The 18,245-nt window shown below is 53.2% G+C and carries 18 protein-coding genes, 2 tRNA genes and 1 pseudogene; 17 read left to right on the top strand and 4 right to left on the bottom strand.

Annotated features, from left to right (window positions below; all coding sequences use genetic code 11):
• Positions 1-78: 78 nt before the first annotated feature.
• Complete coding sequence (locus ACJAXR_RS10575) at positions 79-1,068, bottom strand: AraC family transcriptional regulator (protein ID WP_415058235.1); 990 nt, start codon at positions 1,066-1,068, stop codon at positions 79-81.
• 165 nt (positions 1,069-1,233) lie between these two features.
• Between ACJAXR_RS10575 and ACJAXR_RS10570 the strand changes: the two genes are divergently transcribed.
• Positions 1,234-2,373 carry an acyl-CoA dehydrogenase family protein gene (locus tag ACJAXR_RS10570; RefSeq protein WP_415058234.1) on the top strand — a complete coding sequence of 380 codons (1,140 nt, stop codon included), beginning with the start codon at positions 1,234-1,236 and terminating at the stop codon, positions 2,371-2,373.
• Between the two features lie 205 nt (positions 2,374-2,578).
• Here the strand turns inward: ACJAXR_RS10570 and pyp are convergent, their stop codons facing one another.
• Together pyp and ACJAXR_RS10560 are read right to left on the bottom strand one after the other, a co-directional pair.
• Entirely contained in the window at positions 2,579-2,968 is a 390-nt protein-coding gene (pyp, locus tag ACJAXR_RS10565; protein ID WP_415058233.1) for a photoactive yellow protein, read from the bottom strand.
• Between the two features lie 624 nt (positions 2,969-3,592).
• Positions 3,593-4,801 carry an amino acid aminotransferase gene (locus tag ACJAXR_RS10560; RefSeq protein WP_415058232.1) on the bottom strand — a complete coding sequence of 403 codons (1,209 nt, stop codon included), beginning with the start codon at positions 4,799-4,801 and terminating at the stop codon, positions 3,593-3,595.
• Between the two features lie 200 nt (positions 4,802-5,001).
• Between ACJAXR_RS10560 and uvrB the strand changes: the two genes are divergently transcribed.
• From uvrB to ACJAXR_RS10480, 16 genes and pseudogenes are all read left to right on the top strand, one after another.
• The gene (gene uvrB, locus ACJAXR_RS10555; protein ID WP_415058231.1) at positions 5,002-7,023 is read left to right on the top strand and encodes an excinuclease ABC subunit UvrB; all 2,022 of its coding nucleotides are present in this window, start codon (positions 5,002-5,004) and stop codon (positions 7,021-7,023) included.
• 156 nt (positions 7,024-7,179) lie between these two features.
• Positions 7,180-7,256: transfer RNA gene (locus ACJAXR_RS10550), tRNA-Val, on the top strand.
• A 182-nt stretch (positions 7,257-7,438) separates the two neighbouring features.
• The gene (gene thrS, locus ACJAXR_RS10545) at positions 7,439-9,364 is read left to right on the top strand and encodes a threonine--tRNA ligase (RefSeq protein ID WP_415058230.1); all 1,926 of its coding nucleotides are present in this window, start codon (positions 7,439-7,441) and stop codon (positions 9,362-9,364) included.
• Positions 9,361-9,912 (top strand): translation initiation factor IF-3, encoded by a 552-nt coding sequence (gene infC, locus ACJAXR_RS10540; protein ID WP_339842964.1) that lies wholly within the window; start codon positions 9,361-9,363, stop codon positions 9,910-9,912. The genes thrS and infC overlap by 4 nt, the downstream gene beginning before the upstream one ends.
• Positions 9,913-9,973: 61 nt before the next feature.
• Entirely contained in the window at positions 9,974-10,174 is a 201-nt protein-coding gene (gene rpmI / locus ACJAXR_RS10535) for a 50S ribosomal protein L35 (protein WP_022964142.1), read from the top strand.
• A 22-nt stretch (positions 10,175-10,196) separates the two neighbouring features.
• Complete coding sequence (rplT, locus tag ACJAXR_RS10530) at positions 10,197-10,553, top strand: 50S ribosomal protein L20 (protein WP_415058229.1); 357 nt, start codon at positions 10,197-10,199, stop codon at positions 10,551-10,553.
• A 104-nt stretch (positions 10,554-10,657) separates the two neighbouring features.
• On the top strand, positions 10,658-11,662 hold the full coding sequence (gene pheS / locus ACJAXR_RS10525; RefSeq protein ID WP_415058228.1) for a phenylalanine--tRNA ligase subunit alpha: 1,005 nt from the start codon (positions 10,658-10,660) through the stop codon (positions 11,660-11,662).
• A 40-nt stretch (positions 11,663-11,702) separates the two neighbouring features.
• Positions 11,703-14,084: a phenylalanine--tRNA ligase subunit beta gene (gene pheT, locus ACJAXR_RS10520; RefSeq protein ID WP_415058227.1), complete on the top strand. Its 2,382-nt coding sequence runs from the start codon at positions 11,703-11,705 to the stop codon at positions 14,082-14,084.
• Between the two features lie 3 nt (positions 14,085-14,087).
• Positions 14,088-14,390 carry an integration host factor subunit alpha gene (gene ihfA, locus ACJAXR_RS10515; protein ID WP_022964138.1) on the top strand — a complete coding sequence of 101 codons (303 nt, stop codon included), beginning with the start codon at positions 14,088-14,090 and terminating at the stop codon, positions 14,388-14,390.
• Positions 14,371-14,730: a MerR family transcriptional regulator gene (locus tag ACJAXR_RS10510; RefSeq protein ID WP_022964137.1), complete on the top strand. Its 360-nt coding sequence runs from the start codon at positions 14,371-14,373 to the stop codon at positions 14,728-14,730. Before ihfA ends, ACJAXR_RS10510 begins: the two co-directional genes overlap by 20 nt.
• An 88-nt stretch (positions 14,731-14,818) precedes the next feature.
• Positions 14,819-14,895, top strand: a tRNA-Pro gene (locus ACJAXR_RS10505).
• A gap of 145 nt (positions 14,896-15,040) precedes the next feature.
• Positions 15,041-15,385 (top strand): YggL family protein, encoded by a 345-nt coding sequence (locus ACJAXR_RS10500; RefSeq protein ID WP_415058226.1) that lies wholly within the window; start codon positions 15,041-15,043, stop codon positions 15,383-15,385.
• A gap of 392 nt (positions 15,386-15,777) precedes the next feature.
• Positions 15,778-16,188 (top strand): PH domain-containing protein, encoded by a 411-nt coding sequence (locus ACJAXR_RS10495; RefSeq protein ID WP_415058225.1) that lies wholly within the window; start codon positions 15,778-15,780, stop codon positions 16,186-16,188.
• 33 nt (positions 16,189-16,221) lie between these two features.
• Positions 16,222-16,428 (top strand): annotated as a pseudogene (locus tag ACJAXR_RS10490) (YgjP-like metallopeptidase domain-containing protein); the annotation flags it as partial.
• 65 nt (positions 16,429-16,493) lie between these two features.
• A complete protein-coding gene (locus ACJAXR_RS10485) occupies positions 16,494-16,841 on the top strand; it encodes a cation diffusion facilitator family transporter (protein WP_415058224.1) in 348 nt (115 codons plus the stop codon).
• A 62-nt stretch (positions 16,842-16,903) separates the two neighbouring features.
• A complete protein-coding gene (locus ACJAXR_RS10480) occupies positions 16,904-17,227 on the top strand; it encodes an HNH endonuclease (RefSeq protein WP_415058447.1) in 324 nt (107 codons plus the stop codon).
• A gap of 60 nt (positions 17,228-17,287) precedes the next feature.
• Here ACJAXR_RS10480 and ACJAXR_RS10475 read toward each other — a convergent pair whose 3' ends face one another.
• The gene (locus ACJAXR_RS10475) at positions 17,288-17,800 is read right to left on the bottom strand and encodes a hypothetical protein (RefSeq protein WP_415058223.1); all 513 of its coding nucleotides are present in this window, start codon (positions 17,798-17,800) and stop codon (positions 17,288-17,290) included.
• Positions 17,801-18,245: the final 445 nt, after the last annotated feature.

Genomic DNA, 18,245 nt, shown 5'->3' with positions numbered 1-18,245 from the left:
GGTTATTATCTGCTGCGCCAGTGCTGATTGCGAGCAGCTCTGGTCAAGGTGTCGTTGGAGATGCCGGCCACCATAAAGTCACCGATATTCACCCGGGGTAAGTCCTGTCCATTTCTTGAATGCGCGATGAAACGCCGAAGGCTCGGAAAAGCCCAACAGCGCAGCCAGATCCTGAATCGGCATGTTGTGCCGGGAGAGGTGGTATATAGCGATGTCTCGCCGTAGATGATCTTTCAGCTCCTGATAAGAGGTGCCTTCCTCGCGTAAATGACGGCGCAAGGTCGGCGGGCTCATGTTCAGTTGTTTGGCTACTGACTCCATATCAGGTATCTCGACACCCACATTGGGCCCGATCAATTGCCTGATCCGGCCTGATAGGCTATTGCCGAAATCCCGTCGTGAGAGCAGATCCGATGGCGACTGTTCGAGGAAGCGTTTGAGTGTGCGAGCGTCCTGAATCAGGGGCATCTGAAGATACTGTTGCGGAATTGCCACTGCTGTTTTGGTCTGGTCGAACTGAAGTCTGCAACCAAAAATCAACTGGTATTCCTGATGATGAGCCGGCGCTGTATAGGCGAATACTGCGCATTCGAGAGGAATACGCCTGCCAATGAGCCAGCTCGCCAACCGATGCCAGATGACTACTAGGGATTCAGTCAGGAAATGGTCAGGGTCATCAATCATGCTGGTATCAATTTCCAGCCAGACAAGGTCACCTTCCTCGCTCATGCTGATACCGGGCGTATCGGCGAACAGTCCGTAGAACAGCATGCCACGCTGCAATGCGCGCTCCAGCGTTGAACAGTGAATCGCCGTGTGGCACATCATGGCGAAGGTGCCGGGCCGGCTGCGCACAGATCCGAAACCCATCAGCTCATCTTCCAGGGTTTCCCAGAGTTGCTTGATCAGGTTGGTGTATTGCGCGGCATCCACGCGCATGCGAGGCTGGCTAAGCAGCTCGGCATTGATGCCAGCCGCACAGAGCAACGCGTTACTGTCGTACCCATGACGCTCCGCGCCACGCAATGCAGCACGTACGAAATGAATGGCAACTGAGCGGTTACTCATGTGTGGCGACAATCTCCAGGAAGCAGCGGTCGAGTTAGCCACAGCACCGAGTAACCCGCAATGGGTCCCGTGCGGGCAAAATGGTCAATTGCGGTGAGCGCTGGTGTCATTGAGCGCAAATCGGTCGGGGGCTAGTCTGATAGAACAACAATCAGGAGTCTCGCCATGCAGCGCATACACTTCGAAACCGAACATCGCATGTTCCGCGAATCATTTCGTACCTTCCTGCAGAAAGAAGTCGTCCCGCATCAGGAGGACTGGGAAGAAGCTGGCATAGTGGATCGAGCAGTGTGGGAAAAAGCCGGAGCAATGGGCTTCCTGCTGCCCTGGGCCGATGAAAAGTACGGCGGCTCGGGGCTCACCGATTTTCGTTACGAGCAGATCATGAGTGAGGAGCTGGCCTACATCAACGAGCCTGGCTTCATGTTGTCACTGCACTCGGCTCTATGTGGGCCTTATATTACCGAATACGGCAATGACGAACAGAAGCAGCGTTTCCTGCCAGCCATCATCCGGGGCGAATGCATTCTGGCCGTCGCCATGACCGAGCCCGGCGCCGGATCCGATCTGGCGGGCATGCGCACCACAGCGGTGGAGCGGGGCGACCACTACGTCCTCAATGGCTCCAAGACCTATATCTCCAATGGCTTGCTCAGCGATCTGGTGATTGTCGCTGCCAAGACCGATCCAGCCAACAAGCATGCGATGGGTCTTTTTCTGGTCGAACGCGGTATGCCGGGGTTTGAGCGTGGTCGTAAACTGAAGAAAATGGGTATGCATAGTCAGGATACGGCAGAGCTGTTCTTCAACGACGTCAAGGTGCCCAAAGCCAATCTGCTGGGCGACGGCAAGGCAGGTTTTATCTACCTGATGCAGATGCTTGCTCAAGAGCGCCTGACAAACGCCTGTGGGGCCGTTGCTGGCGCTGAAGCCGCCTTCCGCGCCACGTTGGAGTACGTGACCGAGCGTAAAGCTTTCGGCAAACCCATTGCGGAATTTCAGAATACCCGCTTCAAACTCGCCGAGTTACGTACCCAGATCGATGTCGCTCAATGCTTTGTTGATCGCTGCGTGATGGATCATAACGAGAAGGAGCTCACTGCTGAAATCGCCGCAGAAGCCAAGCTGTTTACCACCGAATTGCTGGGTCGCGCAGTGGATGAAGGCGTGCAGCTGCACGGCGGGGCGGGTTATATGTGGGAATACCCCATTTGCCGCATGTATGCCAACGCAAGAATCCAGCGTATTTTTGCTGGCACCTCGGAAATCATGAAAGAAATTATCAGTCGCGGGCTGAAGCTTTGAGTTGATGGTCTAAAGCGCAGACCATAATGGTTTCCCGCCTCCACGAGAATGGCAAGGGGTGGCTGCGAAAGTGGCAGACGACGAAGAACTTTCAATGCGTTTGCTCTTTTAAGGGGGGTAACCACACCCCCGGGATGCTGCTTTCCATCAGTATATCCAAGGCGATGGACAGTTTTGGCACCAACAGCTCATCCAATCCGCTTTATCAATCTTTTAAGAGTATTCGCTTTATCAAGAGCCAATAAGTGTCGCTGGCAACAGACTTGATCATAATGATTCTCACCTTCGTTGGCGCCATTTGATGATCAAACACATAGGTAAACGCCGCATTCAATTCGCCAGTCTTCACGCCCTCAAAAAAACGTCCAGAAAATTCCTCACTGCGCGTGCAAGGAGCAACATCATCAAAAAAATTTCGACCAACTACTTCTTCAGCCTTCCGTCCGGTTAATTCAGATTCGGCCTGGTTGTACCTTAGGATCGTACCTTGCGAGTCCAGCTCTACAGCCCCGTAGACAAGCTCATTCACTTCTTCATCGCTGATATTAGCCATCGTATTGCGCAAGTCATCAGGTTCAAATCGTACTCTTTTCATTTTCTAAACCCCTGTAAATTGTATGTTATTCTGAAATTAAAATAGCTGAGGACACAAAAGTCAGAAACACTTCAGTTCACCCAAGAGGGCCTAACGACAATTGTTCCGGGGCGCTACACGGCTTTGGCAATCCGTTTAATACTCTTGTTTGGGGCTCGGTCTTTGGTCAGCTGAGGTCATCAGCCTGAACCCAGTCCAGCATTCAGTCAGTGCCGTACCGACCTACCAGGCGCTCAGGTATTCAGCCAGCCAGAAGTCAACTGCCTTCGATAAGACGCGCTAAAAGTGGGTGTTTATAATGAACTTGTCGAGGTCAATAAGAATTAAGTCGCTATATTGGCATTCGCCACGCTTGCTTACGACTGTCTTTTAGCGAGTATTTATTTCGTGGTGTTGTGGGGTGTCAAAATCCTAAACCAAAGGACTATCGGCAAAAAAAAGACCTACCATTTCGGGTAAGTCTTTTTTAATGGTGCCGGCATCAAGGGTCTCGCTCGGAACCCAAAAATCACAAATATGCGCTCTATCGGCTGAGAAAGCGCGTTCAGATGCCGAGCTATTTAAAAAAAATTTATCAAAATCAGTATCTTGAACGCGATATTTGCAAAGTCATCAGCGCCTGACTCAGTTGTCGCTCATCAATACCGCGGCCATGGAGTTTGCTACATGATCAATATTGCCGGTGTTTAACGCAGCCACGCAGATGCGACCACTGCCTACGGCATAAATCGCAAACTCCTCAGCCAGTCTCGAAACTTGAGCCTGAGTCAGGCCGGAGTAGGAAAACATGCCGCGCTGGCGCTCAATAAACGTCATGTCACGGGTTACACCGGCCGCAGCCAGTTTTTCGACCAGGCTGTGCCGCATGATTCGAATGCGATCACGCATTTCAGCCAGCTCTTCCTCCCACATCGCATATAATTCAACAGTGTTCAGTACCGCAGATACTACTTTGGCGCCGTGGGTAGGTGGGTTTGAGTAGTTGGTGCGGATAACACGCTTGAGCTGGGACATTGTGCTGAGCATTTCATCGTGACTTTCGGTCACCAGGGTCAAGGCTCCAACTCGCTCGCCATAAAGCGAGAATGATTTGGAAAACGAACTGGAGATGAGTAACGGCAGCCCAGATTCAGCAAACAAACGCAAAGCGACAGCATCATCCTGCAAATTGTCACCAAAGCCCTGGTAAGCGATATCGATAAAAGGCACATGATTGCAGCGCTGAATGACGTCGATTACTCGCGTCCAGTCAGCAAGACTGAGATCAGCACCGGTCGGGTTGTGGCAGCAGGCGTGTAAAAGTACGACACTGCCATCGGGTAAGCTTTCAATGCCTTGCAGCATGCCTTCCAGATTGACGCCATGTGTTTTGGGATCGTAGTAGGGATAGGTCACTACCTCGAAACCGGCAGCTTCAAACAATGAGCGGTGGTTTTCCCAGCTTGGATCGCTGATGGCAATCAGTCGCTTGTTGAGCAAGCGATACAGAAAGTCTGCGCCCAGTTTCAGGGCGCCGGTACCGCCGATGGACTGGGCTGTGACCAAGCGTCCGGAGTCCAGCAAACTAGACTCTGGGCCGAATAGTAATGTCTGAACAGCTTCATCGTAAGAGGCAAGGCCTTCCATCGGCAGGTAGGGACGCGGGCTTCGCTCGGCGACGCGAGCTTCTTCGGCTGAACGTACGGCGCGCAACAACGGTACCTTGCCGTTTTCGTCGTAATAGACCCCGACACCCAGGTTGACCTTGTTAGCCCGGTTATCGGCATTGAAAGCTTCGTTCAGGCCGAGGATCGGATCGCGTGGAGCCATTTCAACAGGTGAAAACAAAGTCATGGTATAGACAAACCCGAGGCAGGTGAGTGGGGAGTTCAAGTAATCATTATAAACAGACACGTGCCAAGGTGCGAGTGCAGCAACGAGCGCAGCAACGAGCGCAGCATGGTGAAACGCTTTGCCCGACCAGCGACCACTGAAGGCTGGGCACTGCGGTGCTATGATAGATGTCGTTTTTTTATAGTCGGAACCCAGAATAGATGACCCAGTTCAAGCTCCAGACCCGTTTTCAGCCCGCCGGTGACCAGCCGACCGCCATTGCGCAACTGGTAGAAGGGCTGGAAGCGGGACTCTCGCATCAAACCCTGCTCGGGGTGACTGGTTCAGGAAAGACCTTCACCATCGCCAATGTCATTCAGCAGGTGCAGCGCCCTGCCATCATCATGGCGCCGAACAAGACCTTGGCGGCTCAGTTATACGGCGAGTTTCGCGATTTCTTTCCGAACAACTCGGTGGAGTATTTCGTTTCCTATTACGACTATTACCAGCCAGAAGCCTATGTGCCGTCCTCTGACACCTTCATTGAAAAAGATGCATCAGTAAACGACCACATCGAACAGATGCGGTTGTCAGCAACTAAGGCCCTACTGGAGCGCCCCGACGCCATAATTGTTGCGACCGTGTCGGCTATTTACGGACTGGGGGATCCTGCCTCCTATTTGCGTATGGTTCTCCATGTGGATCGCGGTGACCACCTGGAGCAACGTGCGCTCCTGCGGCGTCTGGCCGAGTTGCAGTACACCCGCAATGACATGGAGTTGGCACGGGCAAACTACCGCGTTCGTGGTGATGTCATCGACATCTTCCCAGCCGAGTCGGACCTTGAAGCGATTCGTATTGAACTCTTTGACGACATTGTCGAGACGATCAGCTATTTCGATCCACTAACAGGTGAGGTTTTACGCAAGGTTCCGCGCGTAACTATATATCCTAAATCACATTATGTGACACCAAGAGAGAAGTTGCTCGAGGCGGTAGAGCATATCAAGATCGAGCTGGCGGAGCGTCTGGAAGTGTTGAAAAGCCAGAACAAACTGGTTGAAGCCCAGCGACTGGAGCAGCGTACTCGCTTTGATATGGAAATGATCATGGAGCTGGGCTACTGCAATGGAATCGAGAACTATTCCCGCTATTTGTCCGGGCGAAATCATGGCGAAGCTCCGCCGACCCTATTCGATTACTTGCCCAAGGACGCCTTGCTGATTATCGACGAATCCCATGTTTCGGTGCCCCAGGTGGGTGCCATGTATAAGGGTGACCGTTCGCGCAAGGAAACCTTGGTTGAGTATGGATTCCGCCTACCTTCGGCGTTGGATAACCGGCCAATGCGTTTTGACGAGTGGGAGGCTATTTCTCCCCAGGCCATCTTTGTTTCAGCCACGCCCGGCCCATACGAAGCCGAACACGCCGGTAGAACAGTAGAGCAGGTGGTGCGTCCGACAGGTCTGGTCGACCCCGAGATCGAGGTCAGACCCGCTACCAGTCAGGTCGATGATCTGATGTCCGAAATTGCTCTGCGTACCGCCAAGGAAGAGCGGGTGCTTGTGACCACACTGACCAAGCGCATGGCCGAAGATCTGAGTGATTACCTGTCAGACCATGGCATTCGCGTGCGTTACCTGCACTCCGATATAGATACAGTTGAGCGAGTGGAGATCATCAGGGACCTGCGTATCGGTGTGTTTGATGTTCTTGTTGGCATTAACTTGCTGCGAGAAGGTCTTGATATGCCTGAGGTTTCCCTTGTTGCTATTCTGGATGCGGACAAGGAGGGTTTCCTGCGCTCTGAGCGCTCCCTCATTCAGACTATCGGCCGTGCAGCGCGTAATCTCAACGGTAAGGCCATTCTCTATGCCGATCGCATGACGGGTTCGATGGAGCGAGCAATCGGGGAAACCGAGCGCCGCCGAGAGAGGCAGGTCGCCTTTAATCTGGAGCACAACATCACACCTGTCGGTATTACCAAAAGCGTGCAGGATATTCTTGAAGGCGCTGTGGTGCCTGGCAGTAACAGCCGAAACAATAAGCGCAAACGCCTCAAAGCCGCCGAGGAAGCTGCAGAATACAGCGCTAACCAACTGCGCTCACCCTCAGAAATCAGCAAGCGAATCCGTCAAATGGAAGAAAAGATGTACCACCATTCCAGAGATCTGGAATTCGAAGCTGCTGCTGGCGTACGCGACGAAATTCAGCAGCTCAGAGCGATGTTGTTGAAAGTATAAGGCGGCAGGGTGATGACTGCGCGCACTAACCAGCAAGTTCAAAATGGGCTTTTGAATTCGTGAGAATGGCGTGAATGGTTTTAGGTTACTTGCAGATATTCAGTCACTTACCGCTTGACAAGATTTAAATTGCTGCGTAGAGTTCGCGGCCATTGCAGGCACATAGCTCAGTTGGTTAGAGCACCACCTTGACATGGTGGGGGTCGTTGGTTCGAATCCAATTGTGCCTACCAAATACAAGACCCGGCCCCTGTGGCCGGGTTTTTTATTACAGCGTCCATCGGGACGCCTGTGCAGTAGCCCATCAGGGCCGCCGGCGTTTGATGGCTGGTTTAATCTGCAGCATCAGGTATTTCGGAAGGACTTATTCATCATGTGGCCTTACGTAGGGGTCACCACTGAGAAAGAGCGGCACATGCCCACAATTACTCTCCCCGACGGCAGTCAAAAATCATTCGATAATCCAGTCAGCGTGCTCGATGTTGCGCTATCCATCGGTGCTGGCCTGGCCAAAGCTACGTTAGCTGGCAAGGTCAACGGCAAGCAGGTAGACGCCTGCGATATCATCGATACCGACGCGACCCTGCAGATCATCACGCCGAAGGACGAAGAGGGGCTGGAGATCATCCGCCACTCCTGTGCTCATTTGATCGGCCACGCCGTCAAGCAGCTCTATCCCAGTGCCAAAATGGTTATTGGTCCAGTCATCGACGATGGCTTTTATTACGATATAGCCTATGAACGCTCCTTCACACCGGAAGATATGGTCGCGATTGAAGCGCGTATGCGCGAGCTGATTGCCACCGATTACGATGTGATCAAGAAGGTTACCCCTCGCGCGGACGTCGTTGACGTGTTCAGTGCGCGTGAGGAGGATTACAAGCTACGTCTGGTTGAAGATATGCCAGACGAACAGACCATGGGTTTGTATTATCACGAAGAATACGTCGACATGTGCCGCGGTCCGCACGTGCCCAACACGCGGTTTCTCAAGGCTTTCCAGCTGACTCGGATCTCTGGCGCCTACTGGCGGGGCGATGCGAAGAATGAGCAGTTGCAGCGCATCTACGGCACCGCATGGGCCGACAAGAAGCAGCTGGCTGCGTATATTTTGCGCATGGAAGAAGCCGAGAAGCGAGATCACCGCAAAATCGGCAAGCGTCTGGGCCTGTTCCATACCCAGGAAGAAGCGCCGGGCATGGTGTTCTGGCACCCGGATGGCTGGACTATCTATCAGGTGCTTGAGCAGTATATGCGCCAGATTCAGCGCACCAGTGGCTACAAAGAGATCAAGACGCCGCAGGTCGTAGATCGCGTGCTGTGGGAGCGTTCCGGGCACTGGGAGCATTACTCTCACGCCATGTTCACCACCGAATCAGAAAGCCGCGACTACGCTATCAAGCCGATGAATTGCCCGTGTCATGTGCAGGTGTTCAACCAGGGCTTGAAAAGCTACCGCGAGCTCCCGTTACGCCTGGCTGAGTTCGGTTCCTGCCACCGCAACGAGCCATCAGGTTCGCTGCACGGGCTGATGCGCGTGCGTGGCTTTACCCAGGACGATGCGCACATTTTCTGTACCGACGAGCAAGTTGAGGCGGAAGCCTCCGACTTTATCGCGCTGACGTTGCAGGTATACAAGGACTTTGGCTTCGATGATGTAGAGCTCAAGCTGTCTACCCGTCCTGAAAGCCGTGTCGGCGACGACGCGCTCTGGGATCAGGCCGAGAAGGGCCTGGAGTCAGCCTTGAACAAAGCCGGTCTGGAGTGGGATCTGCAGCCAGGCGAGGGCGCCTTCTACGGGCCGAAGATCGAGTTCTCCCTGCGCGACTGTATTGGTCGAGTATGGCAGTGTGGTACCCTACAGTTGGATTTCATGCTACCAGGCCGTTTGGGCGCCCAATATGTAGCCGAAGACGGTTCGCGCAAGACACCTGTCATGCTGCACCGTGCCATTCTCGGTTCGTTTGAACGGTTCATTGGCATATTAATCGAACATTATGCTGGCGATTTTCCTGCTTGGCTGGCGCCAACTCAGGCCGCTATTCTCAATATCACCGATAATCAGGCTGTTTTTTGCTCAGAAGTGGAGAAAAGCCTCAATGAAATGGGCTATCGGGCATATGCGGACTTGAGAAACGAGAAAATTGGCTTTAAGATTCGCGAGCATACTTTGCACAAGACACCCTACCTCCTCGTAATTGGAGACAGGGAAGTCGAATCGCACACTGTGGCCGTGCGCACACGGGAGGGTAAAGATCTGGGTTCCATGACTGTTACCGAGTTCTCCGAATACCTCGCCCGTGACGTTGCACAACGAGGCCGCCAGAATTCGGAGCTATAAAGATTAAACGCGAGATGAGACAAGACAAAAGAGCCGCACAACGCCCGCCGATCAATGAAAACATCACGGCGAGCGAAGTCCGCCTGATCGGTGCCGAAGGTGAACAAATCGGTATCGTGTCCATTCAGGAAGCCATGGCCGCCGCAGAGGAGGCCAAGATGGACCTGGTTGAAATCTCCCCTGATGCAGAGCCGCCGGTTTGCCGAGTCATGGACTACGGCAAGCATATCTTCGAGAAGAAGAAACAGCAGGCCGTCGCGCGCAAGAATCAGAAACAGATTCAGATTAAAGAAATAAAGTTTCGACCAGGGACGGAAGACGGGGACTATAAGGTGAAGTTACGCAACCTTATACGCTTCTTGAGTGATGGGGATAAAGCCAAGGTTTCATTACGATTCCGCGGCCGCGAAATGGCCCACCAGGAGCTGGGGATGGAGTTGTTGAAGCGGGTCGAACAAGACCTGTTGGAATACGGCACCGTCGAACAGCACCCGAAAATGGAAGGTCGTCAGCTGATGATGGTCATCGCACCCAAGAAGAAAAAGTAACCTCCAGGGCATCGCCAGGCCTTGCGGTTATCTATTAACGCAATTTGCGGAGTAATTGAACATGGCTAAAGTAAAGATGAAGACCAAAAGAGGTGCTGCAAAGCGCTTCAAGGCGACCGGTAACGGTCTTAAGCACAAGCATGCTTTCAAGAGCCACATCCTGACCAAGATGAGCACTAAGCGTAAGCGTCAACTTCGGGGTACTTCCGAGTTGCACCCTGCTGATGTGCAAAAAGTCGAGCGCATGTTGCGTCTCCGTTAAGTCTAGGTTGAGGAAATAAATAATGGCTCGTGTTAAGCGTGGTGTAATGGCGCGTAAGCGTCACAAGAAGATCCTGAAACTCGCCAAAGGCTACTATGGTGCGCGTTCGCGTGTATTCCGTGTTGCCAAGCAGGCAGTCATCAAGGCAGGTCAGTATGCCTATCGTGACCGCAAGCAGCGTAAGCGTCAGTTCCGTGCTCTGTGGATCGCTCGTATCAATGCTGGTGCTCGCATGAACGGCATGTCCTATAGCCGTTTGATCGCTGGTTTGAAAAAGGCGTCCATCGAAATCGACCGCAAGATTCTGGCCGATCTGGCTGTGAATGAAAAAGCGGCGTTTACCTCGATTGTCGAGAAAGCAAAGGCTAGTCTGGCTTAAGCCCTCGTTACGACAATCACTGGAGCTCAGCTCCGGTTGGCAACGTCATTAATAGGGGAAGAGCCTCATCGCTCTTCCCCTATTTTTGTTTCTGGAGTTTGTAAATGGAAAATCTTGACGCCCTGGTCGGCCAAGCCCTGAAGGCTATCGAGCAGGCCGATGATGTCAGTACGCTGGAACAGATCCGCGTGCAATACCTTGGCAAGAAGGGCGAATTGACCCAGGTAATGAAGACCCTGGGCAATATCCCGAATGAAGAGCGCCCCAAAGTGGGTGCCATGGTCAACGAAGCTAAAGAACAGGTCTCGAGCGAGCTTAATACCCGCAAGAGCACCATGGAAGCAGCTGCACTTGATCAAAAAATCGCTGCCGAGCGGGTCGACGTTACCCTGCCGGGCCGCGGCCAGGTCAGCGGTGGATTACATCCAGTCACCCGCACGCTGGAACGCATCGAACAGATTTTTGCCCACGTCGGTTACACCGTCGAGGAAGGTCCCGAGGTCGAGGACGATTACCACAACTTCGAAGCACTCAACATCCCTGGCCACCACCCGGCCCGGGCAATGCATGACACCTTCTATTTCAATGCCAATACCTTGCTGCGTACCCATACCTCTCCGGTTCAGGTACGTACCATGGAAACCACGCAGCCACCGATCCGGATCATCTGTCCGGGCCGTGTCTATCGCTGCGACTCCGATCAGACCCACTCGCCGATGTTCCATCAGGTCGAAGGCCTGCTGATAGACGAGGGCATAAGCTTTGCTGATCTGAAAGGCACCATCGAGCAGTTTTTGCGAGAATTTTTCGAGGCGGATCTGGAAGTGCGCTTCCGTCCCTCGTTCTTCCCGTTCACCGAACCGTCGGCCGAGGTGGATATCCGCCGCACCGTAATCAAAAACGGTGAAGAAAAGGCCGACTGGCTTGAAGTGCTGGGCTGCGGCATGGTGCATCCGGATGTGCTACGCATGTCCGGCATCGACCCGGAAAAATATCAAGGGTTTGCATTTGGCATGGGCGTAGAGCGCCTGACAATGCTGCGTTACGGAGTGGGCGATCTGCGCATCTTCTTTGATAACGATCTGCGTTTCCTCGAGCAGTTTCGCTAAGCGACGCACCCGCCAACCCCTTTGAAAGCAGGTATCAACAATGAAATTCAGTGAACAGTGGCTGCGCACTTGGGTTAATCCGCCGGTCTCTCGCGACGAGCTGGTTGTTCGCTTGTCCATGACCGGGCTTGAAGTCGATAGCGTGACGCCAGCTGCGGGCGCCTTCAGTGGTGTTGTGGTTGGTGAGATCATCAGCGCCGAACAGCACCCCGATGCGGACAAGTTGCGGGTATGTCAGGTCAGCAGCGGTGGTGAGCTGCACCAGGTCGTTTGCGGCGCGCCCAATGCGCGTGCCGGTATCAAGGTGCCTTTTGCTACCGTTGGCGCGGTACTCGGTGAAGATTTCAAGATCAAGCAAGCCAAGCTGCGTGGTGTCGATTCCCAGGGCATGTTGTGCTCAGCCGCCGAGCTCAAACTTTCCGATGACCATGACGGATTGTACGAACTGCCCGCAGACGCACCCGTCGGCCAGAGCCTACGTGAATATCTGGGTCTGGATGACGCTATTATTGAGGTCGACCTGACGCCCAATCGTGGCGATTGCTTGTCAATTGCGGGTCTCGCCCGCGAAGTGGCAGCCAACTATGCTGAACAGGTCTGCCGCCCAGCTGTTCCTGCTGTACCTGCAGTCAATGACGACCAGCGACCGATCGAACTGCTCGCTACCCAGGCGTGTTCGCGCTACCTGGGCCGTGTCATTCGTAATGTCGACCTGTCCCGCCCGACGCCCCTTTGGATGGTGGAGCGGTTGCGTCGCAGCGATATCCGCAGCATCGACGCGGTAGTCGATATTACCAACTACGTCATGCTCGAGCTGGGGCAGCCGCTGCACGCGTTCGATCTTGCCGAGATACGCGGCGGCATTCGCGTACGCATGGCCGAGGAGGGCGAAAAAATCGTTCTGCTCGACGGCCAGGAAATCACCTTGCGCGGCGATACCCTGGTCATTGCTGATCACGAACGTCCTCTGGCCATGGCTGGCATCATGGGTGGCGAGCATAGTAGCGTCAGCGAGAAAACGACCGACCTGTTTCTGGAAAGCGCCTTCTTCGACACCATCGCGATCGCGGGTAAAGCCCGAGGTTATGGTTTGCACACCGACTCTTCGCACCGCTATGAACGCGGCGTAGATTGGCAGCTTCAGCGTGAGGCAGCCGAGCGCGCTACGGCGTTGATTGTAGAGATCGTGGGTGGCGAGCCGGGGCCAATCGTTGAAGCTGTCGCGCAGGATCAATTACCGACTCTCAAGCAGATCATCCTGCGTGACAGTCGTATCAGCCAGATGCTGGGTATGCAGATGAGCGCATCCGACGTTACGGGCTACCTCACGGGTCTAGGGCTGGAGGTCAATGCAGACAGCGCTGGACAATGGCATGTGAATGTACCCAGTCATCGCTTCGATATCAGTATTGAAGTCGATCTGATTGAAGAACTGGCCCGCTTGTATGGTTACAACCGTCTTCCTGTCAGCGCGCCCACGGTGGCGCTCAATCTCGCGGCCAAGCCTGAAACACTCGGAGAGCTTCCGGTATTGCGGCGCTTGCTGGTTGCGCGGGGTTACTACGAAGCGATTACTTACAGCTTTGTCGAGCCTGGTCTGAATAAATTATTTGATCCACAGATTGAGCCTCTGGCCCTCGCTAACCCGATTTCAAGTGACATGGCCGTTATGCGCACGTCACTTTGGCCTGGGCTGAGTAAAGCCGTGCAGTACAACCAGAACCGCCAGCAGGGCCGGGTGCGTTTGTTTGAAAGCGGTCAGCGCTTTGTGCCGCAGGCTGATGGCCAGCTGCTTCAGGAGCCGATGCTGTCAGGTATTGTAAGTGGCAGTCGCCTACCGGAAGGCTGGGCCAACAGCAACGACAAGCTCGACTTCCATGACGTCAAGGGTGATGTCGAAGCATTGTTGGGGCAGGGCGGGGCTGGCGATCAATACCGCTTTGAACCGGCCGAGCATCCCGCATTGCATCCGGGCCAGACTGCCCGTATCACCCGCGATGGCGAGACAGTCGGTTGGCTGGGTGCGCTGCATCCAAAGCTGGCCGGCGAGCTGGACCTGCAAGGGGCGGTATTTGTGTTCGAACTGGCATTAGCCAAGATTACCAATGGCCGGCTACCGCGCTTCAGCGAACTCTCTCGCTTCCCCGAGGTGCGCCGTGATATCGCCCTGGTCGTCGACAAGCCAATCGTTGCTGCCGATCTCTTGAGCGATATTCGTGACAATGCCGGCGCCGCACTCAAGAACCTAAGGTTGTTTGACGTCTATGAGGGTAAAGGTGTTGATCCGCATAGAAAAAGTCTTGCAATCGGCTTGACGTTACAGCATTCGTCACGCACTCTTACCGATGATGAGGTGAACGCTGTCATGGACAAGGTGTTATCGTCTTTGGAGCTAAGGTTTAATGCCACACTAAGGAAGTAACCCATGGGGGCTCTGACAAAAGCAGAAATGGCAGAACATCTCTACGAGGAGCTTGGCTTCAACAAGCGTGAAGCCAAGGAACTGGTAGAACTGTTTTTCGAAGAGATTCGGAACGCCCTGGAAAGCAACGAGCAGGTCAAACTGTCCGGATTCGGCAACTTTGACCTGCGCGATAAGCGCCAGCGGCCCGGTCGTAACCCCAAGACCGGCGAAGAAATCCCTATTACCGCCCGGCGTGTGGTCACCTTTCGCCCCGGACAGAAACTCAAGGCACGAGTAGAAGCATATGCTGGAACCCAGCCATAACGACGAATTACCAGTTATTCCAGGCAAGCGTTACTTCACCATTGGCGAAGTGAGCGAGCTGTGTGCGGTCAAGCCACACGTATTGCGTTATTGGGAGCAGGAATTCCCCCAGTTGTCGCCAGTCAAGCGTCGTGGCAATCGCCGGTATTACCAGCGCCAGGACGTGCTGATGATCCGTCAGATCCGTGCACTGCTCTACGACCAGGGCTTCACCATCGGCGGCGCCCGTCAGCGTCTGTCAGGTGACGAAGCCAAGGAAGATGTTACCCATTACAAGCAATTGATCCGCCAGACCATCACTGAACTGGAAGAAGTGCTACAGGTTCTGCGCACCCATTGATTCACTCGCATAATGAAAAAAAACTTTCTCGTATCAGATAGTTAATGTATTATGCGACCCGCTTCGACAGACAAAGTCGATGCACAGTCGGGGCGTAGCGCAGCCTGGTAGCGCACTTGCATGGGGTGCAAGGGGTCGAGTGTTCGAATCACTCCGTCCCGACCAATATTCAGTGATTCAGCCCAATGTTTACGCATTGGGCTTTTTCATTTCTGAGAGTCGTCGTGCGTTCCCCTACAAATTGACTTAGTCGCATTTTGTCATTTGACCGACCATTCTCCCTGTTAAAATCATCCAAAGAGGAATTTTCATGGCTACCAACCGTTCGCGTCGTTTGCGCAAAAAACTCTGTGTGGATGAGTTTCAGGAACTGGGATTCGAGCTGAATCTGGATTTGAAGGATGACCTCAGTGTTGAAGAGATTGATAGCTTCCTCGATCAGTTCATCCTGCAGGCTCTGGAAGCCAATGGCCTTGCCTATGTTGGCGGTGACGATTTCGGCTTGGTCTGTCTGGCCGAACGTGGCTCAGTGAGTGAAAAGCAGCGTGTAGCGGTTGAGAGCTGGCTGAAAACCCGTAGTGAGCTGAGCAAAGTAGAAGTCAGCCCGTTAGTGGATGCCTGGTATTCAGATAAGCCGATTACTGCCACGGCTTGAGGTGGTAATCGCCGATATTCAGCAGAAAGGCCGATCAGATGATCGGCCTTTTTTGTGTGCGTACCACATCGAAAGATCTGGTCATCGGTCACTCAATGCAGGATCGTCGGGTTCTGTGCTCTCAGCTCTTCCATCAGTGCTGCCACTTGCGCAGGTGCCTGATGAGCTCCTAGGTAGCTGACCAATGCCAAGCGTACCTGGCGATTTGCGGGATCAGCCTTCAAATGTCTTTTAAGCAGTCGTAGCGCTCTATCCTTCTCCCCGCTGTCATGTAGAGCGACCGCCAGAACGTGGGTGACAAGCTCGGAATGGAAGTGGCAAGACAGATGGGAAAGGGATTTGATGTAAACTCTCCTGCCTGAACTTTTCCGAATGAGCCCACGGAGCCCTGCATGACCTACATCGAAGAATCCCTGTCATCCGGTGAGAAAATCGAAGCGCTTTTCCCGCTGCACTGGTTTGCCCGCATGCCTATGTTCATCTGGCTTGTGCTGGCGATCCCCACCATCGGTATTACGCTGATTCTGGCCCTGTATGAGTACCTCAAGCTCAAGCACCTGGAGCAGGGCGTCACCAACAAACGCGTGATTCTCAAGCGTGGCATCATCAGCCGCAGAACCGAAGAGATGAAGCTGCAGTCGATCGAAACGGTGGAGATCGACCAGGGCATCGGCGGGCGCATGTTTGGTTATGGTACCGTTAAGATTACGGGCCGCGGTATCAGCGATGTGATCTTCAAGGGGATTGACGACCCCATGTCGGTCAAGCGCCAGATTGAGAGTGTGAGTAATCCGGTCGGCTGACAGCACTCAAGTACATGAGTGGATGCAGTGCTGATGTCAGGAAGCAAGCTCAAGCGCAAGAACGCAATCAAGGTGTCCGCGCTCTTCAAGACCCTGCCTGAACTCCTGCTGCGCATGGTCGTCGTGCATGAGCTCAGGTACCTGCGTGAGAAGGACCACAACAAGGCCTTCTACCCGCTATGCCGGCATATGGAGCCGGATTACCATCAGTTGGAACTGGATCTGCGGTTGTTCTTGACCCTCTACCTACTAGAGGGTTTTTACTGTGCGACACTGTCCATCAGAGCCATAAAGGAAATCTGCGCGTGTCGAATCACAGCCACAGCCACTCCCACTCCCATGGCAGCTGTAAAACACTATTGTTTGCGCTGCTGTTTACTACCGGCTTTGCGGTGGTGGAGGTATTCGGCGGCATCATGGCCAATTCGCTGGCACTGCTGTCCGATGCGGGGCACATGTTCACCGACTCGCTTTCGCTGGCTGTCGGCGCGTTTTCCGCCTGGCTCGCCACCAAACCCGCCTCACGCCGTCACTCCTTTGGTCTTAAGCGTGCTGAAGTCCTGGGCGCGCTGTTAAACGTCATCTTCATGTTTCTGGTGATCGTTTACATCGGGTATGAAGCGATGGAGCGTATGCGTGACACGCAGGTTTGACGACCTTACAAGGCCTTGCTGAGCAGAAGACCAAAGAGGCTAGTTCTCTCAGTGATGAGGATGTGGCAGCTAGGGCTAGACGCACAGGGCGTATTAAGGTGGGGTTGAGGTCTGCTACGGTCCAGCAGCACCAGCGCTCCCCCTACGTGGTAGAGCATGCCAAACGACGTGCAAAAGGTCTTTGCGAGCTTTGCAAACTGCCGGCCCCCTTTGCCGATAAATCAGATCGCCCCTACCTAGAAACGCATCATATTGTTTGGCTTGCCTGGGGAGGGGCAGACACAGTCGAAAACACAGTAGCTTTGTGCCCCAACTGTCACAAACGTATGCATGTTTTAGAGAGCATTGATGATGTGCTAGCTCTGCAGAAAGTCGTAGCTAAATGACATGATTCGATCAGAAGCGGACATTCACTAGTGCACTGAAGCGTAATAGTTTGTTTTAAATTAGTGATCCGATATTGCATCTGACTTCTTATAAATATCCAGTGTTTCGATAGCATCTCGATCCAATAGGTCATCGACGTATTTTGCGAATTCTGCATGGAAGAAACCTCTTCTTTGTTTCCAATAGCGCTTCATACCGGGAAGATCTTTTACCGCCACTATTGCTGTAGTTACAGCTTCACGAAATTCCGGATCTAAAGTCCCTTCCTTCGAAAGAAGATAACTATTTTGCATACCCAATATGGCTGTGTGCATAGACATCAGGAACTGAAATTCGTCGTGTGCAGGTAGTGGTTCCAAACTTGTCATTGCGTTAAACCAAACATCGCTAGCCTGCCTGTTACTTCCCATTTCGAGATACCACAATTGCATGGTCGTAGTTGCATCACTTGCAGCTGCGGATTTTACAGCTGACACACTATTATTAATTTGGACGCCGACGAAAATTAGAGAAGTAACAATCGCAATTGCACTTATAATCTCGGCGATGAGTGAATAGTCTTTTAATTTCATAGTAATCTCACGCTACAGCCAAATATTGGCATGATTTTAATAATATAACACTTCAAACACAGGCTCCATAGCGTCTTATGCATTGACTTGTTATAAACCTACAAAACTTCTGCAGTCAGTCTTCGTTGCCCACGACCATTTGGCCATGCTTCGCAACAAGTTGAACAATTCGTGCACGGCCTGGGTTTTCCCATGAGTCTTCTCGATCGAAATCTTTATACATGTGTGAGGCTATCTCGCACATGGTCATGGAAAGGATCCCATCACTGCCTTCGCCAAATATTCACCAGTTTTTAGTATTTACAGGAATATGAACCAGGGCGGTCTCAAGGTCCAAGTGCAACACATGAGATAGAGTGTTGCCATGAAAACCTATACGCATTTGTCCACTGACGAACGCATCGCCCTGATGCTGATGCGGCATCAAGGATTAAGCCTTCGTTCA

Source organism: Halopseudomonas sp. (assembly GCF_047631575.1).
In the GTDB taxonomy this organism is placed as follows: Bacteria; Pseudomonadota; Gammaproteobacteria; order Pseudomonadales; family Pseudomonadaceae; genus Halopseudomonas.
The sequence above is the reverse complement of the archived record's forward strand: the minus strand, read 5'-3'. Positions and strand labels throughout refer to the sequence as shown.